This is a genomic window from Chitinophagales bacterium (assembly GCA_020635995.1).
Taxonomy (GTDB): Bacteria; Bacteroidota; Bacteroidia; order Chitinophagales; family UBA8649; genus JAFMKE01.
In genome coordinates, this window is the sequence record JACJYS010000001.1 from 142,209 (window position 1) to 167,140 (window position 24,932).

The window sequence follows — 24,932 nt, forward strand, 5'->3', positions numbered from 1 at the left end:
TATTTTGAATTGACAATTGGTATAATACGTATTTTTGCATACAATTATGTGGTGGTTGCTTATTCCTATTTTAATTATTGCCGTTTTGGTTTTTTGGTTTTACCAAGCCTTAAATACGCCTTTGCCTAAAGTGCAAGATAAAAGTATTGTAAACAAAAAAACCGTTGTAAAAAACGATATTACCTTTTTTGAAAATACTTTTTGTAAAGCCAATAAATATGGAATTTATGAGGTTTATACCGAAGGTAATGCTTTTGAAAGAGGCTATGCTATGGGGCAAGTGCTTAAACCTTTAAAAGCTCAACACGAAAAAAATTTTATTGACAGCATTTATGATATAGTGCCTTCTAAAACTTACGTTAAGTTTTTGCGTATAGTAGTAGGTTTAATGAATAGAAACTTGCATCGTTTTTTTAAAGAAGAATATAAAGAAGAATTGTTGGGATTGTCTTATTCTTCTCCTACGGAGTACAATTATATAGCTCCACCTTATCAGCGAGTTTTAAACTATCATGCGGCCCACGATATTGGTCATGCTCTGCAAAATATGGGTTTAGTGGCTTGCTCTTCTTTTGTGCTAAATAATAGCAAAACCGATGATGGTAGTTTACTTTTAGCCAGAAATTTAGATTTTTCTCCCAGTGAAAAATTTAACGAGTTAAAAGTGTTGTACTTTATTAATCCAACAAGAGGACATAAATATATTTCTTATTCGTGGCCGGGTTTTATAGGTGTGGTTTCCGGCATGAATGAGCATGGTTTGTGTGTGGTTTTACATTCTGCAAAATCAAAAATGCGATTAAAAATAGGAACGCCCGTTTCTATTATTGCCAAAGAAATAATGCAAGAAGCAAAAAATTTAGCCGAAGCGGAAGCTATTCTTAAAAGACGTCAATCTTTTGTTTCAGAATTATTTTTGGTGGTTTCGGCACAAGATAATAATGCCTGTGTTTTTGAAAAAGAACCTAATTCACTTTCCAAATATATGATGCAAGGCAATAAGTTAATTTGTACCAACCATTATTTGAGTGAGGAAAAAACAAATACTTCTGAAAATATAGAGTGGAAAAACACCATTAGCTCTGCATACAGAGAAGAAAGACTTAAAGAACTATTATCAAACAAGAATGAAATAAACCCAACTCAAGCAGTGACAATACTGAGAAACATAAAAGGTGTAGACAATGAAGATATAGGCATACAAAATGAATGTGCCATAAATCAGTTGGCAGCACACCATGGTATTGTTTTTAAGCCTCAAACTTTAGATTTTTGGGTAAGTGCCAATCCATACTGCATGGGAACTATGGTAGCCTACAATTTAAAAGAAGCTTTTGAAAAAGCTCAAGAAAATCCTGCCGAAAATTTATATAAAGAAGCAGCTGTTATTCCTCAAGATGCTTTTTTAGAAACACAGCAATATCAAGATTTTTTGGCTTATAAAACTTTAGAAAAAGAAATAAAAACAGCTATTAAGTTTAAAAAAACAATAGATGAAAATAAATTGGAGCAACTAATTAATCTAAATTCAAAATTGTTTTTAGCGTATGAAACCGTAGGTAATTACTATTTGCAACAAAATAAAAAACAAAAAGCCAAACAGTATTTTGAGAAAGCCTTAAATTTGAAAATTGCTACTAAATTTGAGAAAAACCGAATAGAAAAGAACTTGTTAAAATGTTAAATCCCTTATTTGAAATTCCTACACTTGAAAAAGTGCCTGCAAAAGCTGCTAAAGAATGGCAAAACAAAGCCTTAAAAGAACAATTAGCATATTTGAAAGAAAACTCCACATTTTACCAAAAGCATTTTAAAAACCATAAAGTTAATTGGAGCGATATTGAAACCATAAATGACTTGCACAAAATTCCGCCTATAGGCAAAGAAGAATTGCAGGCATTTAATATGGATTTTTTGTGTGTGCCTAAAACAAAAATTATAGATTATGTAACCACTTCCGGCACTACAGGAGAGCCTGTTACTATAGCACTTACAGAAGAAGATTTGCAACGCTTAGCATATAATGAAGCCATTTCGTTGGCAGGAGCAAACGGAAAACCTGAAGACATTTATCAGCTAACTACTACTATAGACAGGCGGTTTATGGCAGGTTTAGCTTATTATCTTGGTATAAGAAACTTAAAATGTGGCATTGTGCGTGTGGGGTCTGGCATTCCGCAGTTGCAGTTAGATACTTTAGAAAGAATACAGCCCAACACCTTAATTGCTGTTCCGTCTTTTATAAATGCTCTAATTAATTATGCTCAAAAAAACAATATTGATTTAAACCAAACAAGTGTAAAAAAGATAATTTGCATTGGCGAATCTATAAGAGATGTAGGTTTAAAACCAAATGCTTTGCATAAAAAGATAGTTGAGCAGTGGAATGTAAAACTATATTCCACTTATGCTTCTACAGAAATGGGGACGGCTTATACGGAATGCACCGCCCAACAGGGTGGACACGAACATCCACAGCTTATAATAAGCGAACTTTTAGACGAAAACAACCAGGTGCTAACCGCAGAAGATGCCGAAGGCGAGCTTTGTATAACCACGCTTGGTGTTAAAGGAATGCCATTGTTGCGTTTTAAAACTGGCGATATGGTGCGTTTTTATCATGAAAAATGCTCTTGTGGTAGAACAAGCAAAAGAGTAAGTGCCGTTTTAGGCAGAAAAAACCAAATGATAAAATACAAAGGCACAACATTATATCCTCCTGCTATTTTTGAAGTATTAAACAGTATAGAAGAAGTGCAACTTTATGCCGTAGAAGTAAAAAAGAGCGAATTAGATACCGATGAAATTATCATTCATTTATACAGTAAAACACAAGACACTAAACGATTGGAAACAAAATGCTCAGAATTATTAAGAGCAAAACTGCGTGTAAAACCTAAGGTAGTTTTAACTACTAAAGAAGCCGTGCAAGCACTGCACCAACAAAAAAATCTGCGTAAACCTACCGTTTTTGTAGATAATAGGTAGAAGTATTATTTGTCTTTACAATAGAAATAAGATTAGACTAATATCTTTATAACAAACTTTTTATGATTATCCGTAAAGATACCTATGAAGTATTTTACATTAACTTTTCTTTAGTAGAAAAGTTACAAAAGAATCGCACTAAGTTTTCAGCGACCCATTATAACCTCAACTCTTAAAAATCAAAAACTCATCACTCCGTTCTTCAAACAGTTTAATTTTTTACGGAGTTTTCGGTTAATGGGTGCCCCGCTTACAAACTTAAGGTGCACTTTTTATCTGACCTTAATCAAAAATACGTTAAGAAATGATGTAAAACAGACATCCAAAATGAATGAAATTATAAAACAGTAAACAGACAAATTAGTATGCTCCTACAATTGAAAATACTTTAGGAAAACTAAAATTGAGCATACATTAATTTGTCCTCGTCTGTTTTATGGCATTTTAGTATTTTTGATTACAGTCTTGACTTTTGGTTACCTTTGTGTCAAGACAAAGGTAAAAGACTACAAACTGTAATTATAATTACTTAAAGGTCTCAAGATGCTATCTTAAAGCATAAATTATTGGTATAATAACGGATAGTTATAAAACTTTTGTATTATTTATCTCTCTTTTCTACAAAATGAATCATTACCTCTTTGGTCAATTTCATGGCGGTATCATCTAAGTGGTCTAAATTATCTAAGCGAGTATGATAAGTGGGGTCTAATGTTTCTGATGTCATGCCTATTAATGATAAAGCCGGCAATTTATTCATTATAAAAGCCGAAGCATCGCTGGCACCAACAGTAAGCGGTAAAGTTTTAACAGGCAAATGGCATGCTTCAAAAGAATCTTGCATTTCTTTTATCAAATTTTTATCAAAAAAGCTAAGCGTATTTGTTTCATTAGTGGCTATGGTTAAATATTCTTTGTCTTTTATGGTATCTAAATTTACAAGTAAAGCATTCTCTTCTAAAAGTCTTTTTTTGTTGGCTTTTACATAAGCAAAAGCACCTCTTAATCCCATTTCTTCAGCACCAAAACTTATAATTCTTATTCGGGTGTGTTGCGGTTTATTTTCTGCAAAATATTTCCCTAAACTAAAAGACAAAGCCACTCCCGTTAAATTATCATTAGCCCCTTGTACCACTTCTTTGCCGTGCATATCAAAAAGTACCCAAACTGTTGGTGTAAGAATAAACAACAATACTAAAAATATTTTGCTTACTATAGCTCCGCTAAATACTATTAATGCAAAAAATATAGGACTTAAGGCTAATAAAAAAGATGATATTACCGTTAAAACAGCACCTGCAAACTTTAATTTATACCACCACTTAAATTCTTTAACACTATCTATATGCCCTGCAAAAATTATAGTTTTTTTATGCTCTCCTGTAGGTTCTATTACGCCCTCTACATTATAAGATTCTTTTTGAGGAAATAAAAAATCTAAACAATGCCTATATGTAACAAAATGACAAATAAACAATAGTGCATTAACCACACTTAACACAAAAGCCCAAGTAGGATAAAAGAAAATTAAAACTATAGCAATTAAATGAATAACTATAAAAAGCTTTAAAGCCTGAAAATGAGCTTCTAAAGCTGAATTAAAAGGTAAAAAAGAAACCTCATCGCAAAAAGCGTCTAATTTGTCTTTTACAAAAAGTTGTGCTTGTTTCTCTGCATCGGAGCCGGCATATCGCCCTCCAAACCTTTTAATTATTTCTTGAATAAAAGTTTTCATTTACTATTGGTTTAACACAAAAATAATTAATACTTTGTTAATTCAAAATAGTTTAAACTATTTTGGGTTTTACAATGGGAAATGCCGTAGGAATATTCATAATAGACCAATAATTGTTTAAAGTTAAATTTACGTAATAATTTTTAAAAGGGTTTTCTTAAAAAATTAGTATTTCTTGTTTTTAGCATATAGTTTAATCATCTTTGCATTTTAATTTTTTAATGGATAATCAATTTAGTTTTTCTAACAATACCCGAAATGATTTTATTAATGAAAGTCAAAATAAAGTATTTGATATTTTAGTAATTGGTGGCGGTGTTACAGGTGCCGGCATTGCTTTAGATGCTGTTTCAAGAGGGCTTTCTGTTTGCTTAATAGAAAAACACGATTATGCTTGGGGCACCAGTAGCCGCTCTACAAAGCTTATACACGGTGGTTTAAGGTATTTAAAACAATTAGAAATAGCTTTAGTAAAAGAAGTAGGCACAGAAAGAGCTATTGTACACAAAAATGCCAGAAACTTGGTGCTACCCGAAAAAATGTTGCTTCCCATAGTAGAAAATGGTTCTTTAGGCTATTACAGCACTTCAGCGGCATTGTTAGTTTACGATTTTTTAGCAGGCGTAAAAAACAAAGAAAGACGCAAAATGCTATCTAAAAGTAGCACTTTAAAAGCTGAACCTTTGCTTGATAGTAAAAAAGTAAGCGGTGGCGGTTTGTACTATGAGTATAGAACCGATGATGCCCGACTAACCATAGAAATAATTAAAAAAGCCGTAGAATTAGGGGCTGTTTGTATTAATTATGCCAAGTTTATTAGTCCTATATACGAAAATCACCGTTTTGCCGGTGGCGAAATAAAAGATAATATTTCAAACGAAACTTTTGAAATAAGAGCCAAACAAGTGGTAAATGCTACCGGCCCGTGGGTAGATTTAATTCGCAAAAAAGACAACTCATTAAAAGGCAAAAGATTACAACTAACTAAAGGTGTACACATAGTGCTTCCTTATAAAATTTTATCTATAAAACAGGCTGTTTATTTTGATGTAGAAGAAGATGATAGAATGGTTTTTGCCATTCCGCGACATGGGAAAACTTATGTGGGCACTACCGATACCGTTTACAGCGAAAACATAGATGAACCACACGCCAGTAAGGACGATGTGGAATATATACTGAGAGCTACAAACAATATGTTTCCAAAGCTTAATATTACTATTTCTCAAGTAGAATCTAGCTGGGCGGGGTTGCGACCTTTAATTTATGAAGACGGAAAATCGCCAAGCGAGCTTTCTAGAAAAGATGAAATTTTTGAAAGCGAAAGTGGACTGCTTTCTATAGCCGGAGGAAAACTAACAGGCTACCGAAAAATGGCAGAACGTATTGTAAATAAAGTAGTTGAACTACATAATATAAAAACTGCTTTAAAGTGTAAAACAGAAAATTTGCAACTTCATGGCTCTGATTTTTCTTCTAATAAAGAAATAAGAAACCTAATTATTAAGCTTACTTCAGAAAATACTAAGCACAAAATTACAGTAGAAGTTATTAAAGAGTGGATTTATAGATACGGAACCGACACTCCAATTATCATAGATTTTTATAAGCAGTTTCTCTCAAAAAATAAAGAACCCGAATTGTGTTTTCATCTTGCAGAAATGCAGTATTGCTTAGAAAATGAGTGTGTGTTAAAACTTGAAGATTTTTACATTAGAAGAAGCTCAAAAATGTATTTTGATATTAAGAAAATTAATCCTTATATAAAAGAAGTGGCTGAGCTTGTTAAAGCATTTCATAAATATTCTGATGAAGAAATAGCAGAGCAAATTGAAAGAGTGAAATATTATGAGAAATTGGCTCTTACTTTTAAAAGTTAATAGTTAAATCTTTATCCCAGTTATCTTTTATCTCTACATTTTCATTGTAAAACAGCATTTTTTCAGCTTCTAAACCTTGCTTTAAGTTTCCAGTGTCCCATTTTCCATTGCTATTCAAATCTGCAAATATTTTAATGGTATAATTTCCTGCACTTAAATCAGTAAAAGTTATAAGTTCTTTATTATCAATGAGTTGCGAATAAACTATCATTTTCCCTTTTAATATTTGCAAAACAGGATTAGGATACTGTTCTTTTTGAGCAATAGTCAATATTAAATCGCCTTTATCTACTTTTTCGGTGGTGTTTACCACTAAGGTTTGCGAAACTTTATTTTGCTTGCCATTAAAATAATGTATAGCTCCCTCGTTTATAACTAAAGTATATAAATTATTTTCCTGTAAATTAGCATAAAGGGAAAGGATTTTATTATTTATATTATATTTATATATAATATTACTTAATGAATCTTGCAAATAAATAAAGCCGGTATCAATATTATCTATCAAATATGGAAACTTAACTTTTATACTATCATTAGCCGGAATATTTGCATTTATCAACTGCACACCGCCTTCAATTTTACTTTTAGAAAAATTAATTTTTACAGTATCTGTCTTTTCTGCATCATCAAGGTTAATATAAAACTCCGTTTCCTCTAATAAAGTATCTGAAACAAAATAATGCAAAGTATCTTTTAAGCCATTAAAATAATATCTGTCATTAGGGTTATACAATTCAGTATTTAACTTTAACTTTTCTACAGGTTTATTAAAATTAAAAATTACCTCTCTGTTTTTTAGCAATTTATAATCCCCAAGCTTTGTTTTTTGCTCCTCACTAAACATATAAATTTCCTGTTCTAAAACTTCTTTCCCATTTATAGCTATACTATTAGTAGGTATGCTAATTAATTCACTTTCAGCATCATACAATAGATTGTTGTTATTTTCTTTAAGTGCCGCTATTATATAATAACCCGGTTTTATATAATCTACTTTAAACTGCCCGGAAGCATTAGTTTTCACTAAATATCGGGGCTTAGTTTTAGTAAGAATTGCCGTATCGGAAGGCAAATACAAACCTATTGTAGCTTTTTCTACTGGTTTATTATCTATTGCCATTTTCACTTGCCCGCTTATAGATGAAGAATCTATAGTAGCTCCTGTAGAAAAAACGTAATTAAAAAACTCTATTTCATTGCCTTCATTATAATCTTTTACAGCACCCATAAAATTGATATTATAAGTGGTATTTTCGGCTAAATTTTCAGGAAGTTTTATAACTAAACTTTTCCCTTTTATAGTATATTTTGGTTTTTCGGGCATTGGTGGTGTTATAAATATTTTTTCTTCCGACTGCGAGAAATTAAAATACTCATCAAACTGAATAATTATTTTTCCTTCTTTTACATTAGTAGTTCCATTAGCCGGACTAAGAGCTTTAATTACCGGTGCATCTGCATCTTTATCTCCACCTGTAGGAGCCACAGGGTTAGCACAAGCATAAAGCAATAAAAAATACAGTATTATATAAAATGCGTTTTTCATTATTTATTTAAGTAAACCATCAATATTGAAATATCAGAAGGAGAAACACCACTTATTCTGCTGGCTTGCCCCAATGTTTTTGGTTTTATATTACTCAGTTTTTCTACCGCCTCTGCCGATAAAGAATTTAGAGCATTGTAATTAAAATCGGGTTTTAATTTTATTTTTTCTAAATTTTTCATTTTCCTTACCAATTCTTGATCCTTTTTAATGTAGCCCTCATATTTCATATCTATTTCTGTAGTTTCTATAGTTTGAGTGTTATAGTTATTTAAAAAATTATCAAGTTCAACTATGTTTTTTCTTAAATCATGAAGCGTAACATTAGGGCGAGCCAATACTTTATCTAACTTCATTTTTTGGTTTAAAGCTTTGCTTCCTATACTTTCTAAATAAGTATCTACTTGCTCGGGTTCTACACTAAATTCTCTAACAAAAGCCTCTATTTCTTCTAAACCTTTAAGTTTTTCTTGCACTTTTTGCAATCTATCATTTGAAGCTAAACCCATTTTATTAGCCATAGGCGTTAATCTTACATCTGCATTATCTTGACGTAGCAAAAGCCTAAACTCCGCTCTTGATGTAAACATTCGGTAAGGTTCTTTTGTGCCTTTATTTATTAAGTCATCTATAAGCACTCCTATATAAGCTTCATCTCTTGTAAGCACAAAAGGTTCTTTTTTCTTCACTTTATTGTGTGCATTTATACCTGCCATTAAACCTTGGCAAGCTGCTTCTTCATACCCTGTGGTGCCATTTATTTGACCAGCAAAATATAAGCCTTTTACTAATTTAGTTTCTAAGGTATTAAACAACTGCGTTGGCTGAAAAAAATCGTATTCAATGGCATAACCGGGGCGAAACATTTTAGCATTTTCAAAACCGGGTATTAATTTTAATGCTTTGTATTGTACATCTTCTGCTAAAGACGAAGAAAAACCGTTTAAGTATATTTCTACAGTATTCCAACCCTCCGGCTCTATAAAAAGTTGGTGTCTATCTCTATCAGAAAATCTATCTATTTTATCTTCTATTGAAGGGCAATATCTTGGCCCGCTCCCTCTAATTGTTCCGTTAAATAATGGAGAATCTTTAAATCCTGTTTTTAAAATATCGTGCACTTTTGTATTGGTATATGAAATATGACAAGGCAACTGCTTACTTGGTTTTTTAGAATCTAAATAAGAGAAACCTACTATTTCATCATCTCCAGCTTGTATTTCTGTTTTAGAATAATCTATGGTTCTACCGTCTATGCGTGGCGGTGTTCCTGTTTTCATTCTTCCGGCTTCAAAACCTAATTGAACTAACTGCTCTGTTATTCCCGTAGCAGCACGTTCTCCCACTCTACCTCCACCAAAATTTTTAGAGCCTATATGAATTAATCCATTTAGAAATGTTCCATTAGTTAACACAACTGTTTTAGATTTTATTTCTAAACCTAATTGAGTTTTTACGCCTTGTATTTTATTATCCTTTACTAATAAACCCACCACCATTTCTTGCCAAAAATCAACATTGAGAGTTTGCTCTAACATTAATCTCCATTTTTCAGCAAAGAGCATTCTATCATTTTGGGTTCGGGGACTCCACATAGCAGGACCTTTAGAGCGGTTTAACATTCTAAACTGTATCATAGATTCATCAGAAACAATAGCAGAATATCCACCCAAGGCATCTATTTCTCTTACTATTTGCCCTTTAGCTATTCCTCCCATGGCTGGGTTACAACTCATTTGAGCAATAGTATTCATATTCATTGTTATTAGCAATACTTTAGAACCCATATTAGCCGCTGCCGCTGCCGCCTCACAGCCTGCATGACCCGCACCTACCACTATTACATCATATTCTGGAAACATCCTTAATTTTTAAGCCACAAAGATATACAAACTATATGTTTCACGTGAAACATATAAGCGAATGAAAAAAGAATGTTTCACGTGAAACATTCTGACGATAAATAATAATCTTCCTTTTGTCGCATGGTTTTTATTTCTTCATCGGTTTTATCATTATACCCACATAAATGCAACACGCCATGCACTAAAACTCTTTTAAACTCCACTAAAAAATCTACTGAATTAGTTTTAGCATTATCCTCTATTCTATCTACAGAAACATATAATTCTGCTTCTAAAACTTCATTGCTTTGTTCTAAGGGAAAAGTTATAATATCGGTATAATAATCGTGATTTAAGTACTCTTTATTTATTTGTAACAAACCATCATCACTTAATAATACCACATTTATAGAAATCTCTTTAAGTTTTAATTCTTTATTAAGAACACACAAAAGTCCTTTAGCATAAATTAAATCATTACTAAAATTAAATTGGGAATGCTGATTATAAAAAATAACCTCTTTCAAGATTAATATTTAAACTGTAGTTCTATAATATTACCTTGGTCATTAAAAATAACCCAATCTGCTAATTGTTTAATAAGAAAAACTCCCCTGCCACCTATGGTAGCTAAATTATCGGGCGATGTAGGATCGGGTAAATTATCATAATCAAAACCTTTTCCTTCATCTTCTATAATGAAACTTATTTTCCTTAAACCATTATCTATATTATACTGCAATAAAACAAACTTGCTTTCATCATTTTCATTGCCATGATATATGGCATTATTAACGGCTTCGGTAATAGATATTAATATGTTTCCATAAACATCTGGCCCAATATTATGCTCTACACACACTTTGTCAATATAGTTTTCTACTATACTTAAATTCTCCGGAGTAGAATTAAACTTTATTATGTCCTTTATCCCTTCTGACATCTGCTGGCAAATTATAATTTTTTAATTAATTTCCGAAACATTTTTGAAATAATTTTCAGAAATTTTTCTGTAAAAAGATTTAAACTTTGGCGGAATACTCCTGTAAAGTTCTATACTTCCTTGTTTTTTCTTTATATACTCTTCTAACGATGGCGGTGTTGTTTTCTCATAATCTTGTGCCGTTATAGATTTTCTTTCCTCTTTTTCATCTCTTTCTCTCTCGGCATTTTCTGCTTGTAGCAAACGCGTCATTATCTCTTGCTGTCTTTTTATCAGCTCGCTGGTTATTTGCTTGTTTACTATATCCTCTTCATTCTCTTTCATATCGTCTATTATCTTTTGAAGATTTCCCAAACTTCCTTTTCCATCTTTATTTTCTTCTTGGTTTAACTCTTCTAATTTTTGACGTATAGCCTGCTGCTTGGCTGCCATTTTAGCCAACTTTTCAGATTGTCCTTTACCGGATTTACTTCCTGGCGAACTTCCTTCTTTCATCATTTCGCTCATCTCGCTTATTTGATCGCTTAGCTGTTGCTGCATCTTTTTTAAAGATGGTATTTTTCCGGGTTTACTTCCCGGTTTGTTTCCAGGATTTTCGCACATTTGATTGCCTTGCATTTGCTGAGCCATCTGCTGTTGCATTTGACTTAAAACTTCGCTAAGCATTAATGCTAAATTATTATAGCCCGTCATTACATACTGCTGGCTCACAGTAGCATTACTTACATTTCTATCTTCAAGTTGCTTTACAGCTTTATCTAAATTTCTGTTGATGTCTTTTATCTCATCTGTAATAAAAGCTTCAATTTCAAAAACTCTTTTAGCTAAAGCAAATAAACTATCTTCTACTAATTTAGAATCATCTATCAGCTTAAATTGGTCTTGAACTAAGTGAACGTATTTTGGTGTATTTATAGTTGTTACTTTAAATTCATCTAATAATCTTTCCTCTTCTAATGAAAGTAAAACCAAGTTTTCAAGCAACTGGCGTAATGACTCCATATCCTCCTCTGTAGATGCTTGCTGCATAAATGCCATCATTTGCTGCATGGCATCTGCCATTTCTTTCATTTTTTCAGATGCTCCTTTCTGACTTTCAGAAGATTTTTTATTATTCCCTTTATTTAATTCTTCTTTACTTTTTTCCAATTCTTCACTTATTTCTTCGCCTTGCTTTTCTTGTTCATCTAAATCAAATTGCTCACTTTCTTTATTCAACTCACTCAGTTCTTCTTGCAGTTTTTCAAACTCTTCATTTATTTGTTCTTGCTCTTTTTTTAATTGCTCTTTATCTTCTTTTCCTTCTGCTGTTTTCTTACTTAATTCTTCCTGCTTTTTTGATAATTCATTAAGCTTCTCTATAGTTTCTTGTACTTTTTGCTCTTGCTCTAATTTTTTTAATAACTCCAACATTCTATCTAACTCATCCTCTATGTCTTCGTCATTTACCTGCATATCTTGCATTTTTTCAAGTGCATCTTCTTTATTCATTTCTTCCATAAGTTTTTGCAACTTATCCATTAATGCCTTAGTTTCTTCGTCTAAAACATTGTCAAATAATTTCTGAATTTGCTCTTGCTTTTTCTTTATTTCCGGACTTACATTTTTAAAATCTTCTTGCTTATTTACATTGTCTTTATAGTCAGATTTTATATCGTCTAATTTCTTTTGTAGGTTTTCTTGTTTCTTAATTAAATCTTCTATTGATTTTTTTGATTCCCAACTCAGCTCATTTTTTTGCAATAATTCTTCTTGTATTTTTTTAAGTTCTTCTTGAAGCTCTGCACTTTCCTGCATACTTTTCTTTAAATCATCTTTTATTTTATCAAACTGCTGCTCTGAGTTTTCAGACATTTCTTCTTTACTTGCCAATTTTATACTCAGCCATTTACTTTTAGTAGATTTACTGCCATTTACTGCATCGTTATCAAAAACCTGAAAATAATAATCTAATTTATCGCCCGGCTCTACTCCTATTTCTTTTAAATTCCAGTAGTAAGAAAAATCGCTTGCTGTTCCACGTGAAAAAGGTATGTTTATTATTTTTCTAATTTTATTTCCTTCATTATTTGAAATAGTATAATTTAAAATAAGTTTAGTTAATCCATAATCATCTATAATTTTTCCTATATAAAAATAAACATCATTATTAGTGCTATCTTGAAAGGCTTCTACCTCAATTTCGGGATAATTGTCTTTAACTACAGAAATATTGAAGGCAGATGAGTCTATTTTTTCAACATTATTATTTATTATTTTAACTATATATTTATCACTATTATACAATGTTTTATCAAAAATAAAAGTGTTATTTCCTGTATTATTTTGCGTAAATGAAGTGTCTGAGAATTGCACAGAAATTTTATCCGTTGCCTGAGCATCAAATATCCACTGAATTTTACTTCCTTCCGGCACGCTTATATCGCCTTCATTTATATATGTTTTATCATTTAATCCTAAATAATTTGGATAATCAACTTTTAACTGAAAGTTTTTAATAATTGGTTTTTCCTTTACTTCAATTTCATACTCGCCTGAAGTAAAACCGGAACCTTCAAAATAAAATTTTATATTGCTTTGAACATTTGAAAAAATATAAGAAAAATTATTAGTGTTTAATTTTTGCATACTATTTTTAATTCCATCTTTTACCACATACACATTAACCGGCAGCTCACTACCCGAAACTTCAATATCTAATTTATAATCTTCAAATTGTAATGCCGTTAAACTTTCATTTTTTATATTAAAAGTAAAAGGAGCAGGTTTTACAAAAGTAGTATTATTTCTTATTAATCTATCTGTACTATTTTTAACAATACTGGGTTGCCACAAAAATAAAAACAACAAAACCAATAATGGCGGAACAGCATATTTTAAGTATTTTTTGTTTTCGTTTAAATCTACTGCATTAGTAAAAGGTATAGGTTTTAAAGTGTTTGATTTTTGGTCTATACTGGCTTGTATTAAAGATGCATCTTGCAAACTAAGTGAAGCATCTTTAAGCTGTAAAATATTTAAAAGTTTATCTTCTACATTTTTAAAATATCGCCCTATAATTTCAGCAGCTTGCTGGTGGCTTATTATTTTACCAAAATGATTTAGCTTAAATAAAGGATTAACAATGTAATAAACAATAATAGCTAAACTTAAAGCTAAAAATGAAAAAAACAATACTTTTCTAAATACTGTAGAAAAATAAAACTGATTTTCGGCTAAAATAATAACTAAGAAATAAACTAAAATGATAGCTATACTAAATAAAATACCTTTTAGTAATTTATTAAAGTAATACTTCCTTATAAACTCGTCAAGTTTTTTAATTAAATATGAATAACTATCCCCTATCATTCTATTCTATTACTATTTTTTGATTATTCTATTTTCCAAAATTATATTTAAAACCCAACATAAAACCAAAAGAATTGTAAGAATCTCTGAAAGTAACTTGCTCTAATGGTTCGTCTTTTCTGGCATAATTATAAGAAGAGTTAGAAGTTTCAGTTATCTCATTTTTATATTCTGTAACACGCAAAATTTCCGGTAAATCTTCCATTCCGTATTTGCTTTGAATATTTTCCATTCCTAATATTATTTCCGCAGCAGCTATAAGGTCTTCTGGAGTTTCTGTTGAAAAATCAACAAATTTTGTATCTTTTGCTTTAATAGTTAGCATATTCATTTCTGCTTCTGCAAAAACCGACCATTTTGGAGTAATATTATAAGTACAACCCACTCTGGCTGCAAAACCTATAGAAAACTGACCGGCAGTTTTTGCTTTTATGTAAGTTTCTGTAGGAATAGGAATATTTAAACCATGGCTGGCAATACTATCCGCTAATTCTTTATTTAATAAAGGTAAAGTATTATCTGCCATTACACCTGTTTTGTCATTTATGGTAGCTTCTACTATTGTTTTTCCTGCAAAAGGCAATAAAATACCAAACTTACCATAAGGTGTAAACTTTTTATTAGGATTTCCACTTACAACCACCATAGGAGCCATACGCACCATATTAGTATAAGAATATTGCTCAGCAAAATAATTAAGTCCGGCAGCATTAGTTTCATCTCTTCTGGCATCTAAAATTTTAGAACTTCTTAAAAATGAAAACTCCATTTCTAAGCCAAAGTTATCTATAAACATATATCCTACCGAACCAGCTACTTGAAAACCAGCTCCTCTTGTTCCAAAAGGTTGCTTTTCTGAATATTGATAATTATTAGGGTCATCATTGCTCCTAATTAACAATTTTCCTAACTCCGGCTTGGGAGAACCCACAGTGGTTTTGGCAACAGGAAAAGTATATCCGGTTTTAAAAGTAAAATAAGCACGTCCTTTTTTTTCTTTAGTTTTAGTTTCAGATTGAGCACTTAAAAATGCAAAAGAAAACACGCATAATAACAGTAATAAATTTCTCATTTTTTATAAAGATTTGGTTTTAACCTTGAAAATTAAAAATATTTCTAAATATTTAATAATCAAAAACATAATTACCTTCATTATTTACATTTATTTGAGGTATTTTATGATTTTCATTAAAATAATTGTACTCTTCTTCTATAGTTTTCCAAAAATCAACATACTTTGGAAACATATATTTAAAGATAGAATTTTTTATTTCTGAAAAACGATATGGATAAATATGAACAGGTATTTGCTCTTGCCCATTATTTTTAGCTAAAACATTTAATACATAAATTTCACTCATTATTTTATCTGTCATAGGCAAGCAACCTACCGTAACACAATTGCCATGTATAAAAATATCGCCACCTAAATTAGTAGCTGTACTTCTAATTGAATCTGCCATATTTGGATAATTTATTCCTAAACTCAACCAAAAATCACTAACAGGATTAAATCTATCTATATAATAATATCCTTCCGGCACTTGCTTATCACCTTGTTTATATTTAGGTCCCAAAGTACCGCTGGGTTTACATATTTTATATGTTTTAAACAGTTTAAAATCAGTATTTTCATTTTTTACCCAAATTTCTAATTCTCCTTCAGCCTTAAAAGCTCTTAATAGTATAGAGTAAGAAGAAAAAGGTATATTTTTAGAAGCAAAATCGTTTTTTAAGTTTTCAAAAGAAGCAGTATAAGCCATTTGAACTCTTTCAAACTTTAATTGTTCTCCTAAAAAATTTTGTTGAGCATACATAAAGTAAAAAAATAAAGTGATAAAACTAAAAGTAATCCACAATTTTAATCTTCCCATTATAAATTGATTATAAATTTTTTTCTTTCTTTTTATTATTAACTGTGTGAATAGTGGTAAAACTTTTCTTAGGTTTTAGTAATAAAGTGTAAAAAATAATCTTGTCCACAAAAATATAAAATTACTCACAGCATAAGTGCTTTATTTTTAAAAGAATTATGCTATTAGTTAACAATAGTTATTAACGCTATTAACAGGCAAAAGTGTATAAAAATTAGTGAAAATGGTAGTTAAAAAGATGTTGGTATTTTACTTTTATTTAACACGGCACTTAATATTTGCATGGCTTGTATTTTATTTTTATTACGCAAATCAACTTTTAAAATTTTATTTACAGCAATTAACAGCGTTATTAACAGGTTTGTTTAGTAAAAGGTGGAAAAAGGAGTTATACTTTTGTAAAAGAAACACCCTTTTAGCATTTTTTGACCAAAAGGGTGTTTTAAATACTACTTATACCGCAGTATATCCACCATCTACTAAATGGTAAGAACCTGTTATAAATGAAGATTGGTCGGAACTTAAAAACAACACTAAATCTGCAACTTCTTCGGCAGTTCCTAACCTACCCATAGGATGTTTTTGCTTTAGTGCTTCTAACATTTCTGTGCTTAAATTGTTTTCTAAAAGAGGAGTGTTAATATAACCGGGACCTACGGCATTGCAACGGATATTTTTTGTGGCATATTCTGCGGCTATGTTTTTAGTAAGTCCTACTACGGCATGTTTTGTGGTAGTATAAGCACTTGATTGTATGGCTGCCACAGCACCGTGTATAGAAGCCATATTTACTATAACGCCACCACCATTTTTTTCCATAGCTTTTAATTGGTATTTACATCCGTAAAATACTCCGTTGAGGTTTATATCTATTACTTTTTTCCAGCCGTCTAAAGAATAATCACCCGTAAAATTTTGTTCTCCGGCTATTCCGGCATTATTAAAAGCTATGTCTAACTTCCCGTATTCTTTTAATGCAAAATTAACAAGGTTTTCGCTGTCTGTAGCACTGGCTACATTTGCTTTAAAAAAGGAAGCCGTACCGCCATTATTCTTTATTAATTTTACGGTTTCATTACCACCTTTTTCACTAATATCAGATACCACTACTTTAGCACCTTCATTGGCATAAGAAATAGCAACAGCACGTCCAATTCCAGAACCGGCACCCGTTACAATAGCTACTTTGTTTTCTAATCTTTTTTTCATTTTTATGAGTTTTATATATTTAAAAATTAATTTTATAATGTGTTTAATATTACACACTCTATATAATAAAACAAATGTTAAGATTAAATGGTTTTGATAAAAATTGATTTTTAAGCCTTTTTAAGTTTTTATAGTAGTTAAAAAAAATATTTTATACCAATTGTCAACACAAAATAGTCTAATCTATTTTGTGTTTTACAATGGTAAATGCCGATAGAGCAATATATTTAGTACAATAAGGTGCAACCGAAATTGGACTATTATATATTCCTAATCGGTATTATAGGCCTACTCCAACAAAAACACAATATCTTCTTCGCTGAGTTGTTTTACAAAGCCGTCTTCTTCTTTAATTAATTCATCGCTTACAAATTCACGGAGATAATTTAATTATCTAACTAATAGAAGGTTTGTTTTAAAAGGTACAGTTTGAACAACATTAGAATTTTGATATAATTTTACTTGACCCACAACAATGTAATTATCAGGTGTTTGCTTTATTCCATTTATAGTACCATTCCATTTTTTTAAACTTGATTTATCCGAATCAAATACCATATCGCCCCATCTATTATATATTTTAAACGCTACTAAATAATCAAAATTACATTCAATTATAGGGCTAAAATAATCATTTAAGTTATCGTCATTAGGAGAAAACGCATCTGGTATTGTTATTTTGCAATCTTCTGTTTGAATAGTGTCATAATGACATTCACATAATATAGTATCATAATATTCACTAGTTGCAACTAAATTGTCTGTGCAATTTGGAAGAGGTATAGGGGTATGTTCACACATGCAATTTTGCGTATTATAAGTATCTAATGTAGTGCAGTCATTATCATCACAACTTGGAGGTGGTATAGGGGTATGTTCACACATACAACTTTGCGTATTATAAGTATCTAATGTGGTGCAGTCATTATCATCACAACTTGGAGGTGGTATAGGGGTATGTTCACACATGCAACTTTGCGTATTATAAGTATCTAATGTGGTGCAGTCATTATCATCACAACTTGGAGGTGGTATAGGGGTATGTTCACACATGCAACTTTGTGTGTTATACGTATCTAATGTAGTGCAGTCATTATCATCACAACTTGGAGGTGGTATAGGGGTATGTTCACACATGCAACTTTGCGTATTATAAGTATCTAATGTAGTGCAGTCATTATCATCACAATTTGGAGGTGGTATAGGGGTATGTTCACACATGCAACTTTGTGTGTTATAAGTATCTAATGTGGTGCAGTCATTATCATCACAACTTGGAGGTGGTATAGGGGTATGTTCACACATGCAACTTTGTGTGTTATAAGTATCTAATGTGGTGCAGTCATTATCATCACAACTTGGAGGTGGTATAGGGGTATGTTCACACATGCAACTTTGTGTGTTATAAGTATCTAATGTGGTGCAGTCATTATCATCACAACTTGGAGGTGGTATAGGGGTATGTTCACACATGCAACTTTGTGTGTTATAAGTATCTAATGTGGTGCAGTCATTATCATCACAACTTGGAGGTGGTATAGGGGTATGTTCACACATGCAACTTTGTGTGTTATAAGTATCTAATGTGGTGCAGTCATTATCATCACAACTTGGACTCCATATTACTTCAAATGAATCCACAAAGATATTATCGCCATAACATGCAGAATATCCAACATAATACCAACCTTCTGTTAAATCGGCATAAGAAAAAGTCCCATTGCTAACAGAACAATTATTACATGGCACATAAGTTCCGTTATCATCATTCACAAAAAAATCATAATAACCACACAATGTAGAATTATTAACCGAAAATGAAAAATCTACTAACCCACAACTATTTTGCTGAATTAAAGGGTAGTAATTATTAAAATCGAATTGATAAGTCCAATCGCCCATTAATCCTCCATTAATAGTAACCGAACTTCCGCATAAGTCGGTTATTTCTAAATTATCAAACCAATAAGTTGGCGGATAAATATTCGTTAAAAAACTTAAATCAGTTACTGTATCATTTATATAAGTAATGATTCCCGATGGATTATAAGCATCAGGTGTGTAATTGCCATTTAATACAAATGGAGCAACACCATTGTAAATTGTAATTTCTGTGCCGCAATAACATGGCTCAGAAATAGGTGCATAGGAAACCTGTAAGGGATTTGGCGGATTAAAATCAATGTTGGCATATATGGAACCAATTATAGTGGTGCTCATTAAAGTTTCATCACAATTATTTAAAGCTACATAAAAAACACACGGACCGGGCAATGTATCATAAATTACATGATATACTGCCGCATATTGTAAATGAAGTGAAGAATTGATAATGGGCTGATTTAATACTTGAATATTAGGAGAGGTAGAATGTATATCCGAAAAAATAAGGGTGTCAGAATTATAAAAGATGGTATCTCCATTGACATAACATCCGGCAGGAGCATTACTTGCGGGAAGCCAAGTTGTATCGTACCACTCTGTTTTTAAAACACAATAAGGTAATACTACTGTATCATACACATAGTAAGGTGAAAAATCGCAGGGACCACCATTAGCAATAGCATTTTGTATATTACCTATATTACTCCACGTATTTGGTATGCACGCATCTATACCAAATGTAGATACATCACTACAAAATACATAGTTGTTTTCACAATCCAAATTTCCTGTGTTGCCTGGTACAGTAATAGTTCCTCCCAGCATAGACACAATACTTTTGTTAAACATAAAGGGTATTCCATTAGAATTAACTAAACACGGATTGTTAAAATCAATACTGTTTGATGTATTAAAATCGGAAACTACAACAAAATAATAATAAATACCACAACTAGGTAGGTTACTTGGTAAATTATTTAAAATAGGAATCGTGCTAAAATAAACCAAATGGCTACTATCACAAATTGAATCAGAAAAAATAGCATAAAACTTTGTGTATCCCGGCATTACAAAACCTTGTCCAACTGTGGAAACATGGATAGAATCCTTATGACACATAATATATGGAGGTGTAATTATAGAATCGACAGAATTTGTACATTGACTATTTACATTGACAGTATATAAACAAGCTAATAATATGACCAATAGTCTCTTCATTATCTCAAAAGTAATAATTTTTTTTGTATATCTAAAAAATGAGTAGAAAAATAATGCTTATACAATTTGACTAAAACTCGGTTGAAACCATCGTTTTTATACAATGATATCCATATTCCTTTAACTCCCTATTCCAGCAAAAATGCAATATCTTCTTCGCTGAGTTGTTTTACAAAGCCGTCTTCTTCTTTAATTAATTCATCGCTTACAAACTGCTTTTTGCTTTGTAGCTGAATGATTTTTTCTTCTATGGTATTTTTGCAAATCATTTTGTAGGCAAACACATGTTTATCTTGCCCTATGCGGTGCGTACGGTCTATGGCTTGCTGCTCAATGGCGGTATTCCACCATGGGTCAAGCAAAAACACATAATCGGCAGCAGTAAGGGTTATCCCCGCATTGCCCGCCTTTAACGATAATAGAAAAATAGTAGTATGATTTTGCTCACTTTGAAACTCCTCTATCATTTCTGCACGTTTTTCTATGGGTGTTTCGCCACTTAAATGAAAATGATTAATATTGCGTTCATTCATTTCCTCTGCAAGAATTTTAAGCATGCTGTTAAATTGCGAAAATACCAACACTTTATTGCCTTGCAGATTGTTTTCAAGTTCATTTAGCAAGCGTTCCATTTTAACCGATTTTGCCGTTCCTATTTCTGCATCTTGCACCAGTTGTGGCGAATCGCAAATTTGTTTTAACTTGGTAATGCCTGCCAAAATACCCATTTTACTGCCGCTAAACCCTTCATTTTTTATTTGTAAAAAGATACTGTCTCTTATACGCACCTTAATATATTCATAAGCATCTTGTTGCTCTTGGCTCATGGTGCACCACATAATACTTTCCGTTTTAGGAGGCAAATCGGTAGCCACTTGTTTTTTGGTTCGCCTTAAAATAAACGGAGCCGTTAGTTTGCTAAGGACTTCTATTTTTTCTTTATTCCCTTGCTTATCTATGGGGTTGGCATATTCGTTTCTAAAAAACTCTTGCCCACCCAAAAAATCGGGCAATAAAAAGTTAATTTGGCTATATAAATCAAAGGTATTGTTAAGTATAGGCGTGCCACTTAAAGCCACTTTAGTTTTGCTGTGTAGTTGGTAAATAGCTTTGGTAGTTTTAGCTTGCAAGTTTTTTATATAATGGCTTTCGTCCAGCACCAAGGCATCCCACATAACGGCAGAAAACTGTTCTATATCATTGCGTAAAGTGGCATAGCCTGTTATTAAAACTTGTGCTTCTTCACTAAAAAAATCTTCTAAATTTCTTTGCGAACCATGATGAATGTATGTACTTAAATGAGGAGCAAATTTTTCTATTTCTTGCTTCCAATTATAAATTAATGATGAAGGACAAACTATTAAAAAATGAGCATCCGTTTTTTGCTCTTGCAAGTGGGCTAAAAAGCTAATGGTTTGTAGGGTTTTTCCTAAACCCATATCGTCTGCCAGGCAAGCTCCAGCTTGTATTTCACTTAATAAAACAAGCCATTCATAGCCTTTTTGTTGGTAAGGACGCAAGGTGGCTTTCAGTTTTTTAGGTTCGGGAAAACACTTTTCCTCCTCTTGCCATTTTTGCCATTTGCCCCACCAGTTTTGCGAAATTTGTTTTAAACCCACATTTTCTTGCACCAAATCTTTATTGGCAAAAACTATCCATTGCGGAATTTCTATTTCATTGTTTTTTAATTTGCCGTGCTTTATTAGCGTACCATATTTTGTTTTCCACTCATCTGTTAATACGCCTAAGCTACTGTCTTTTAATAAAACATGCGAACTATTGCTCAATAATGCCTTACGCAAATCTTTTAGTGCCACTTTTTCTTTGCCAAAGCTCACTTTCATAGAAAAAAATAGCAAAACACCTTCTGTTTTAAGTAGCTTGCTTTCGGTTTCAATAGGGTGTTCGGAAAAACGAAAATGCTGCATAAATTCCATGCCTAAAATATTGCACTCTTCATCTAAAAGTTGATGATAAACCTTTAAAAACCAATCTTTCTTTTTAGCATCGGCAAAAGATAGGAAATAGGAATTATTAAACTGCTTGGCAAAATTTGGGTGTAGCGACTGCAAGTGTTTGCTAAATGTTTTTTCTACAGTTTCATTGCGAACCACCTTATATTCTTTCCCTTTAATGTTAAACATTTTGTAGGGATGAAATTCGCCTTCAACGGTAAATCCATCATAAGAAAACTGCGGATTTAGGGTTAAAAACTGCCCACTTATTTCGCTTAAATAAACGGCTTTTTGTGGTTCTACATGTATTTCTTCTATAGGAAAACAGTTTGTACGATTTACTTTGTGGGTTTGTTCTATGGGTACAATTACGTTTTCTAAAAAGAGCTTGGCATCGTGCCGAAATTCTTTTTGGTTTATTTCAGAAAGTTTGTTGAACAACTGTATCTCATTACTACTTGCCACATACCATTTATTGTTTAAGCGGAGCAAAGCACCCAACTGCTCAAAATCATCTAAATTATACCATTGATTGTTAATTTGAATGATGCAGTTAAGATTATACACGCCATTTTTGAGGGTGGCTTGCACTTCTATTTGCGGTTTTTCTGCTTCAATGGTGGCTCGCTGCGAAATATACCGCTTGCCGTTTGTTTCCGCACAGCGTTGGTAAAAAGGCAAATCGGCAATTCCTTGCAGGCTAAGAAAAGCACTGCGTAACTCTCGGTGTATAATTTGAAGTACAAATGCACTTTGCGTTTTCCGTTTATTAGAATACGTCCATTTTTTGCTAGCTTCGTTAAAAACGCTTTCAAAATACTCAGCAGAAAGAAATTGAAAATTAAGCGTTTTGCTATTGGCTAAAGTACTTTTAAAAGAATTGAGTTCTTTAATGGTGGCTTCTGTGGCTTTAAATCGGGTAGGTTTGTTAGGCTCTTTAATTATATAAAGCACCTTAAACGGATTGTCTAATCGGTTTAAAGATTCGCCATCAAACAGTAAGGCTTTTTCTACTTGTATTTTTTATTTTGCCATAGGGAAGGCAAAGGTAAGTATAAGGCAGTAAAACAATAAAAAGTATTGTATTTCTGTTGCAGTTTTTTTTAGCCTTGGTGCGTGTCTCACGCACCAAGGCTAAAAAAATATTTATACCAAGACTTTAAACGATGGAGCAAATGTTTCATCTTTAAGGTAATAACACCTTGAAGGGCGTAACTATTTTGAATTAGCAATGGGTATAGCTTTTCCTGTGGTCGGCATCCCTGCCGATTCCACTTATTCCGCTTTTAAACGTATCTTTAAGCAATGTATTTCTTTACAGCTACAGCGAAGGATTGGAAAAACCTTTTTGAAGATGATGAGATAAAAATTATACTTCTTCAATCTATGGAGTGGTTGGTGACAAATAAAAAAGTTCAAATACACGCCTTTGTTATTATGCCAAATCATGTTCATATTTTATGGACACATTTAGATGAAACGTATGATATTGGAGCGAGTTTCAAAAGTTTTATCGCTTCTATGATTAGAAAATATTTGGTTAAACACAACAAACTAAAATTAAATTTGTATATTTCTACTCAAAATGATAGAGAATATCAATTTTGGAAAAGACGTTCTAAAACTATAGAAATGCAAAATAGGATAATAGCAGTGCAAAAGGTAGATTATATACACAAAAACCCTTTCAGCCATGGTGCGTGTCTCACGCAACAATTTTGTAAATTTAAGTGTGGTTTAGGTTCCTCTCCGAGAGACCCTAAACGGGGAAAAAATAACAAGACAGACGCCTTATTTTTTCGTCAAAACACTCTTAATTTGTAGAATTTATATTCACTTACACTAATATATTCGTTTACTTCGTTAATAATTGCTAAATTCGCAAGTTCTATGATAGCGTATTTAAAAGGTAAATTAGCTCATAAAACACCTACTTTTGTATTTGTAGAAGTGCAAGGTGTTGGTTATCAGGTTTTTGTAAGTTTACAAACTTACGAAAAAATTAAAGATGCCAAAGAATGTGTGTTATTTACCCACATGGTAGTAAAAAATGAAAACCAAAGTGTTTCGGCTTTTTTACTTTATGGATTTTATGAAGAAAAAGAAAGAGATTTGTTTGAAAAACTTTTATCCGTATCGGGCGTAGGTTCATCTACCGCCATAATGATGCTTTCTACATACAAAACAGCCGAAATTAGTAGTGCCATAACAAGTGGAGATGTAGGTTTACTAAAAAGTATTAAAGGTATTGGACCCAAATCTGCACAACGAATTATCTTAGAATTAAAAGATAAATTAGATAAAATGCCACAATTTGAACAAGAAAAAGGCGTTATAAGCAATACCGTAAAAGAAGAGGCGTTAACAGCATTAGTTTCTTTAGGGTTTAATAAAGCTACTTGTGTAAAAACAATAAATCAAGTGCAAAGAGATTATCCCGAAGCAGATACTGTAGAACAAATCATTAAACTAAGTTTAAAACTATTATAACAGGTACTA

The 24,932-nt window shown here is 31.9% G+C and carries 16 protein-coding genes; 5 read left to right on the forward strand and 11 right to left on the reverse strand.

Going from position 1 to position 24,932, the window contains the following annotated elements; translation table 11 throughout:
* The first annotated feature begins 34 nt into the window (after positions 1-34).
* Complete coding sequence (locus H6578_00720) at positions 35-1,684, forward strand: acyl-CoA--6-aminopenicillanic acid acyl-transferase (protein ID MCB9225677.1); 1,650 nt, start codon at positions 35-37, stop codon at positions 1,682-1,684.
* Positions 1,678-2,988 (forward strand): AMP-binding protein, encoded by a 1,311-nt coding sequence (locus tag H6578_00725; protein ID MCB9225678.1) that lies wholly within the window; start codon positions 1,678-1,680, stop codon positions 2,986-2,988. The genes H6578_00720 and H6578_00725 overlap by 7 nt, the downstream gene beginning before the upstream one ends.
* Before the next feature lie 601 nt (positions 2,989-3,589).
* Here the strand turns inward: H6578_00725 and H6578_00730 are convergent.
* Positions 3,590-4,723, reverse strand: a complete 1,134-nt coding sequence (locus H6578_00730) for a M28 family peptidase (GenBank protein ID MCB9225679.1) — start codon at positions 4,721-4,723, stop codon at positions 3,590-3,592.
* 221 nt (positions 4,724-4,944) lie between these two features.
* On the opposite strand from H6578_00730, the gene H6578_00735 reads away from it, so the two are divergent.
* Positions 4,945-6,603, forward strand: coding sequence for a glycerol-3-phosphate dehydrogenase/oxidase (locus H6578_00735; GenBank protein ID MCB9225680.1), 1,659 nt, complete (start codon positions 4,945-4,947; stop codon positions 6,601-6,603).
* Here the strand turns inward: H6578_00735 and H6578_00740 are convergent.
* The 10 genes from H6578_00740 to H6578_00785 all read right to left on the reverse strand — a co-directional run bounded on the left by H6578_00740 (position 6,593) and on the right by H6578_00785 (position 23,387).
* The gene (locus tag H6578_00740) at positions 6,593-8,152 is read right to left on the reverse strand and encodes an Ig-like domain-containing protein (GenBank protein ID MCB9225681.1); all 1,560 of its coding nucleotides are present in this window, start codon (positions 8,150-8,152) and stop codon (positions 6,593-6,595) included. The two genes, H6578_00735 and H6578_00740, sit on opposite strands and share 11 nt — an antisense overlap.
* The gene (gene mnmG / locus H6578_00745) at positions 8,152-10,014 is read right to left on the reverse strand and encodes a tRNA uridine-5-carboxymethylaminomethyl(34) synthesis enzyme MnmG (GenBank protein ID MCB9225682.1); all 1,863 of its coding nucleotides are present in this window, start codon (positions 10,012-10,014) and stop codon (positions 8,152-8,154) included. The genes H6578_00740 and mnmG overlap by 1 nt, the downstream gene beginning before the upstream one ends.
* Positions 10,015-10,091: 77 nt before the next feature.
* Positions 10,092-10,523 (reverse strand): rRNA maturation RNase YbeY, encoded by a 432-nt coding sequence (ybeY, locus tag H6578_00750; GenBank protein ID MCB9225683.1) that lies wholly within the window; start codon positions 10,521-10,523, stop codon positions 10,092-10,094.
* A 2-nt stretch (positions 10,524-10,525) separates the two neighbouring features.
* Entirely contained in the window at positions 10,526-10,939 is a 414-nt protein-coding gene (locus H6578_00755) for an ATP-binding protein (GenBank protein ID MCB9225684.1), read from the reverse strand.
* Positions 10,940-10,960: 21 nt separating this feature from the next.
* Positions 10,961-14,290 carry a DUF4175 domain-containing protein gene (locus tag H6578_00760; protein ID MCB9225685.1) on the reverse strand — a complete coding sequence of 1,110 codons (3,330 nt, stop codon included), beginning with the start codon at positions 14,288-14,290 and terminating at the stop codon, positions 10,961-10,963.
* A 28-nt stretch (positions 14,291-14,318) separates the two neighbouring features.
* A complete protein-coding gene (locus tag H6578_00765) occupies positions 14,319-15,362 on the reverse strand; it encodes an outer membrane beta-barrel protein (GenBank protein ID MCB9225686.1) in 1,044 nt (347 codons plus the stop codon).
* 52 nt (positions 15,363-15,414) lie between these two features.
* Positions 15,415-16,164: a hypothetical protein gene (locus H6578_00770; GenBank protein ID MCB9225687.1), complete on the reverse strand. Its 750-nt coding sequence runs from the start codon at positions 16,162-16,164 to the stop codon at positions 15,415-15,417.
* Positions 16,165-16,617: 453 nt separating this feature from the next.
* Positions 16,618-17,373: a glucose 1-dehydrogenase gene (locus H6578_00775; protein MCB9225688.1), complete on the reverse strand. Its 756-nt coding sequence runs from the start codon at positions 17,371-17,373 to the stop codon at positions 16,618-16,620.
* A gap of 390 nt (positions 17,374-17,763) precedes the next feature.
* Positions 17,764-20,376, reverse strand: a complete 2,613-nt coding sequence (locus tag H6578_00780) for a gliding motility-associated C-terminal domain-containing protein (GenBank protein MCB9225689.1) — start codon at positions 20,374-20,376, stop codon at positions 17,764-17,766.
* Between the two features lie 230 nt (positions 20,377-20,606).
* The gene (locus tag H6578_00785) at positions 20,607-23,387 is read right to left on the reverse strand and encodes a DEAD/DEAH box helicase (protein ID MCB9225690.1); all 2,781 of its coding nucleotides are present in this window, start codon (positions 23,385-23,387) and stop codon (positions 20,607-20,609) included.
* Positions 23,388-23,738: 351 nt separating this feature from the next.
* Here H6578_00785 and H6578_00790 point away from each other — a divergent pair, with 351 nt between their 5' ends.
* Positions 23,739-24,257, forward strand: a complete 519-nt coding sequence (locus H6578_00790) for a transposase (protein MCB9225691.1) — start codon at positions 23,739-23,741, stop codon at positions 24,255-24,257.
* A 66-nt stretch (positions 24,258-24,323) separates the two neighbouring features.
* Positions 24,324-24,923: a Holliday junction branch migration protein RuvA gene (gene ruvA / locus H6578_00795; GenBank protein ID MCB9225692.1), complete on the forward strand. Its 600-nt coding sequence runs from the start codon at positions 24,324-24,326 to the stop codon at positions 24,921-24,923.
* Positions 24,924-24,932 lie beyond the last annotated feature (9 nt).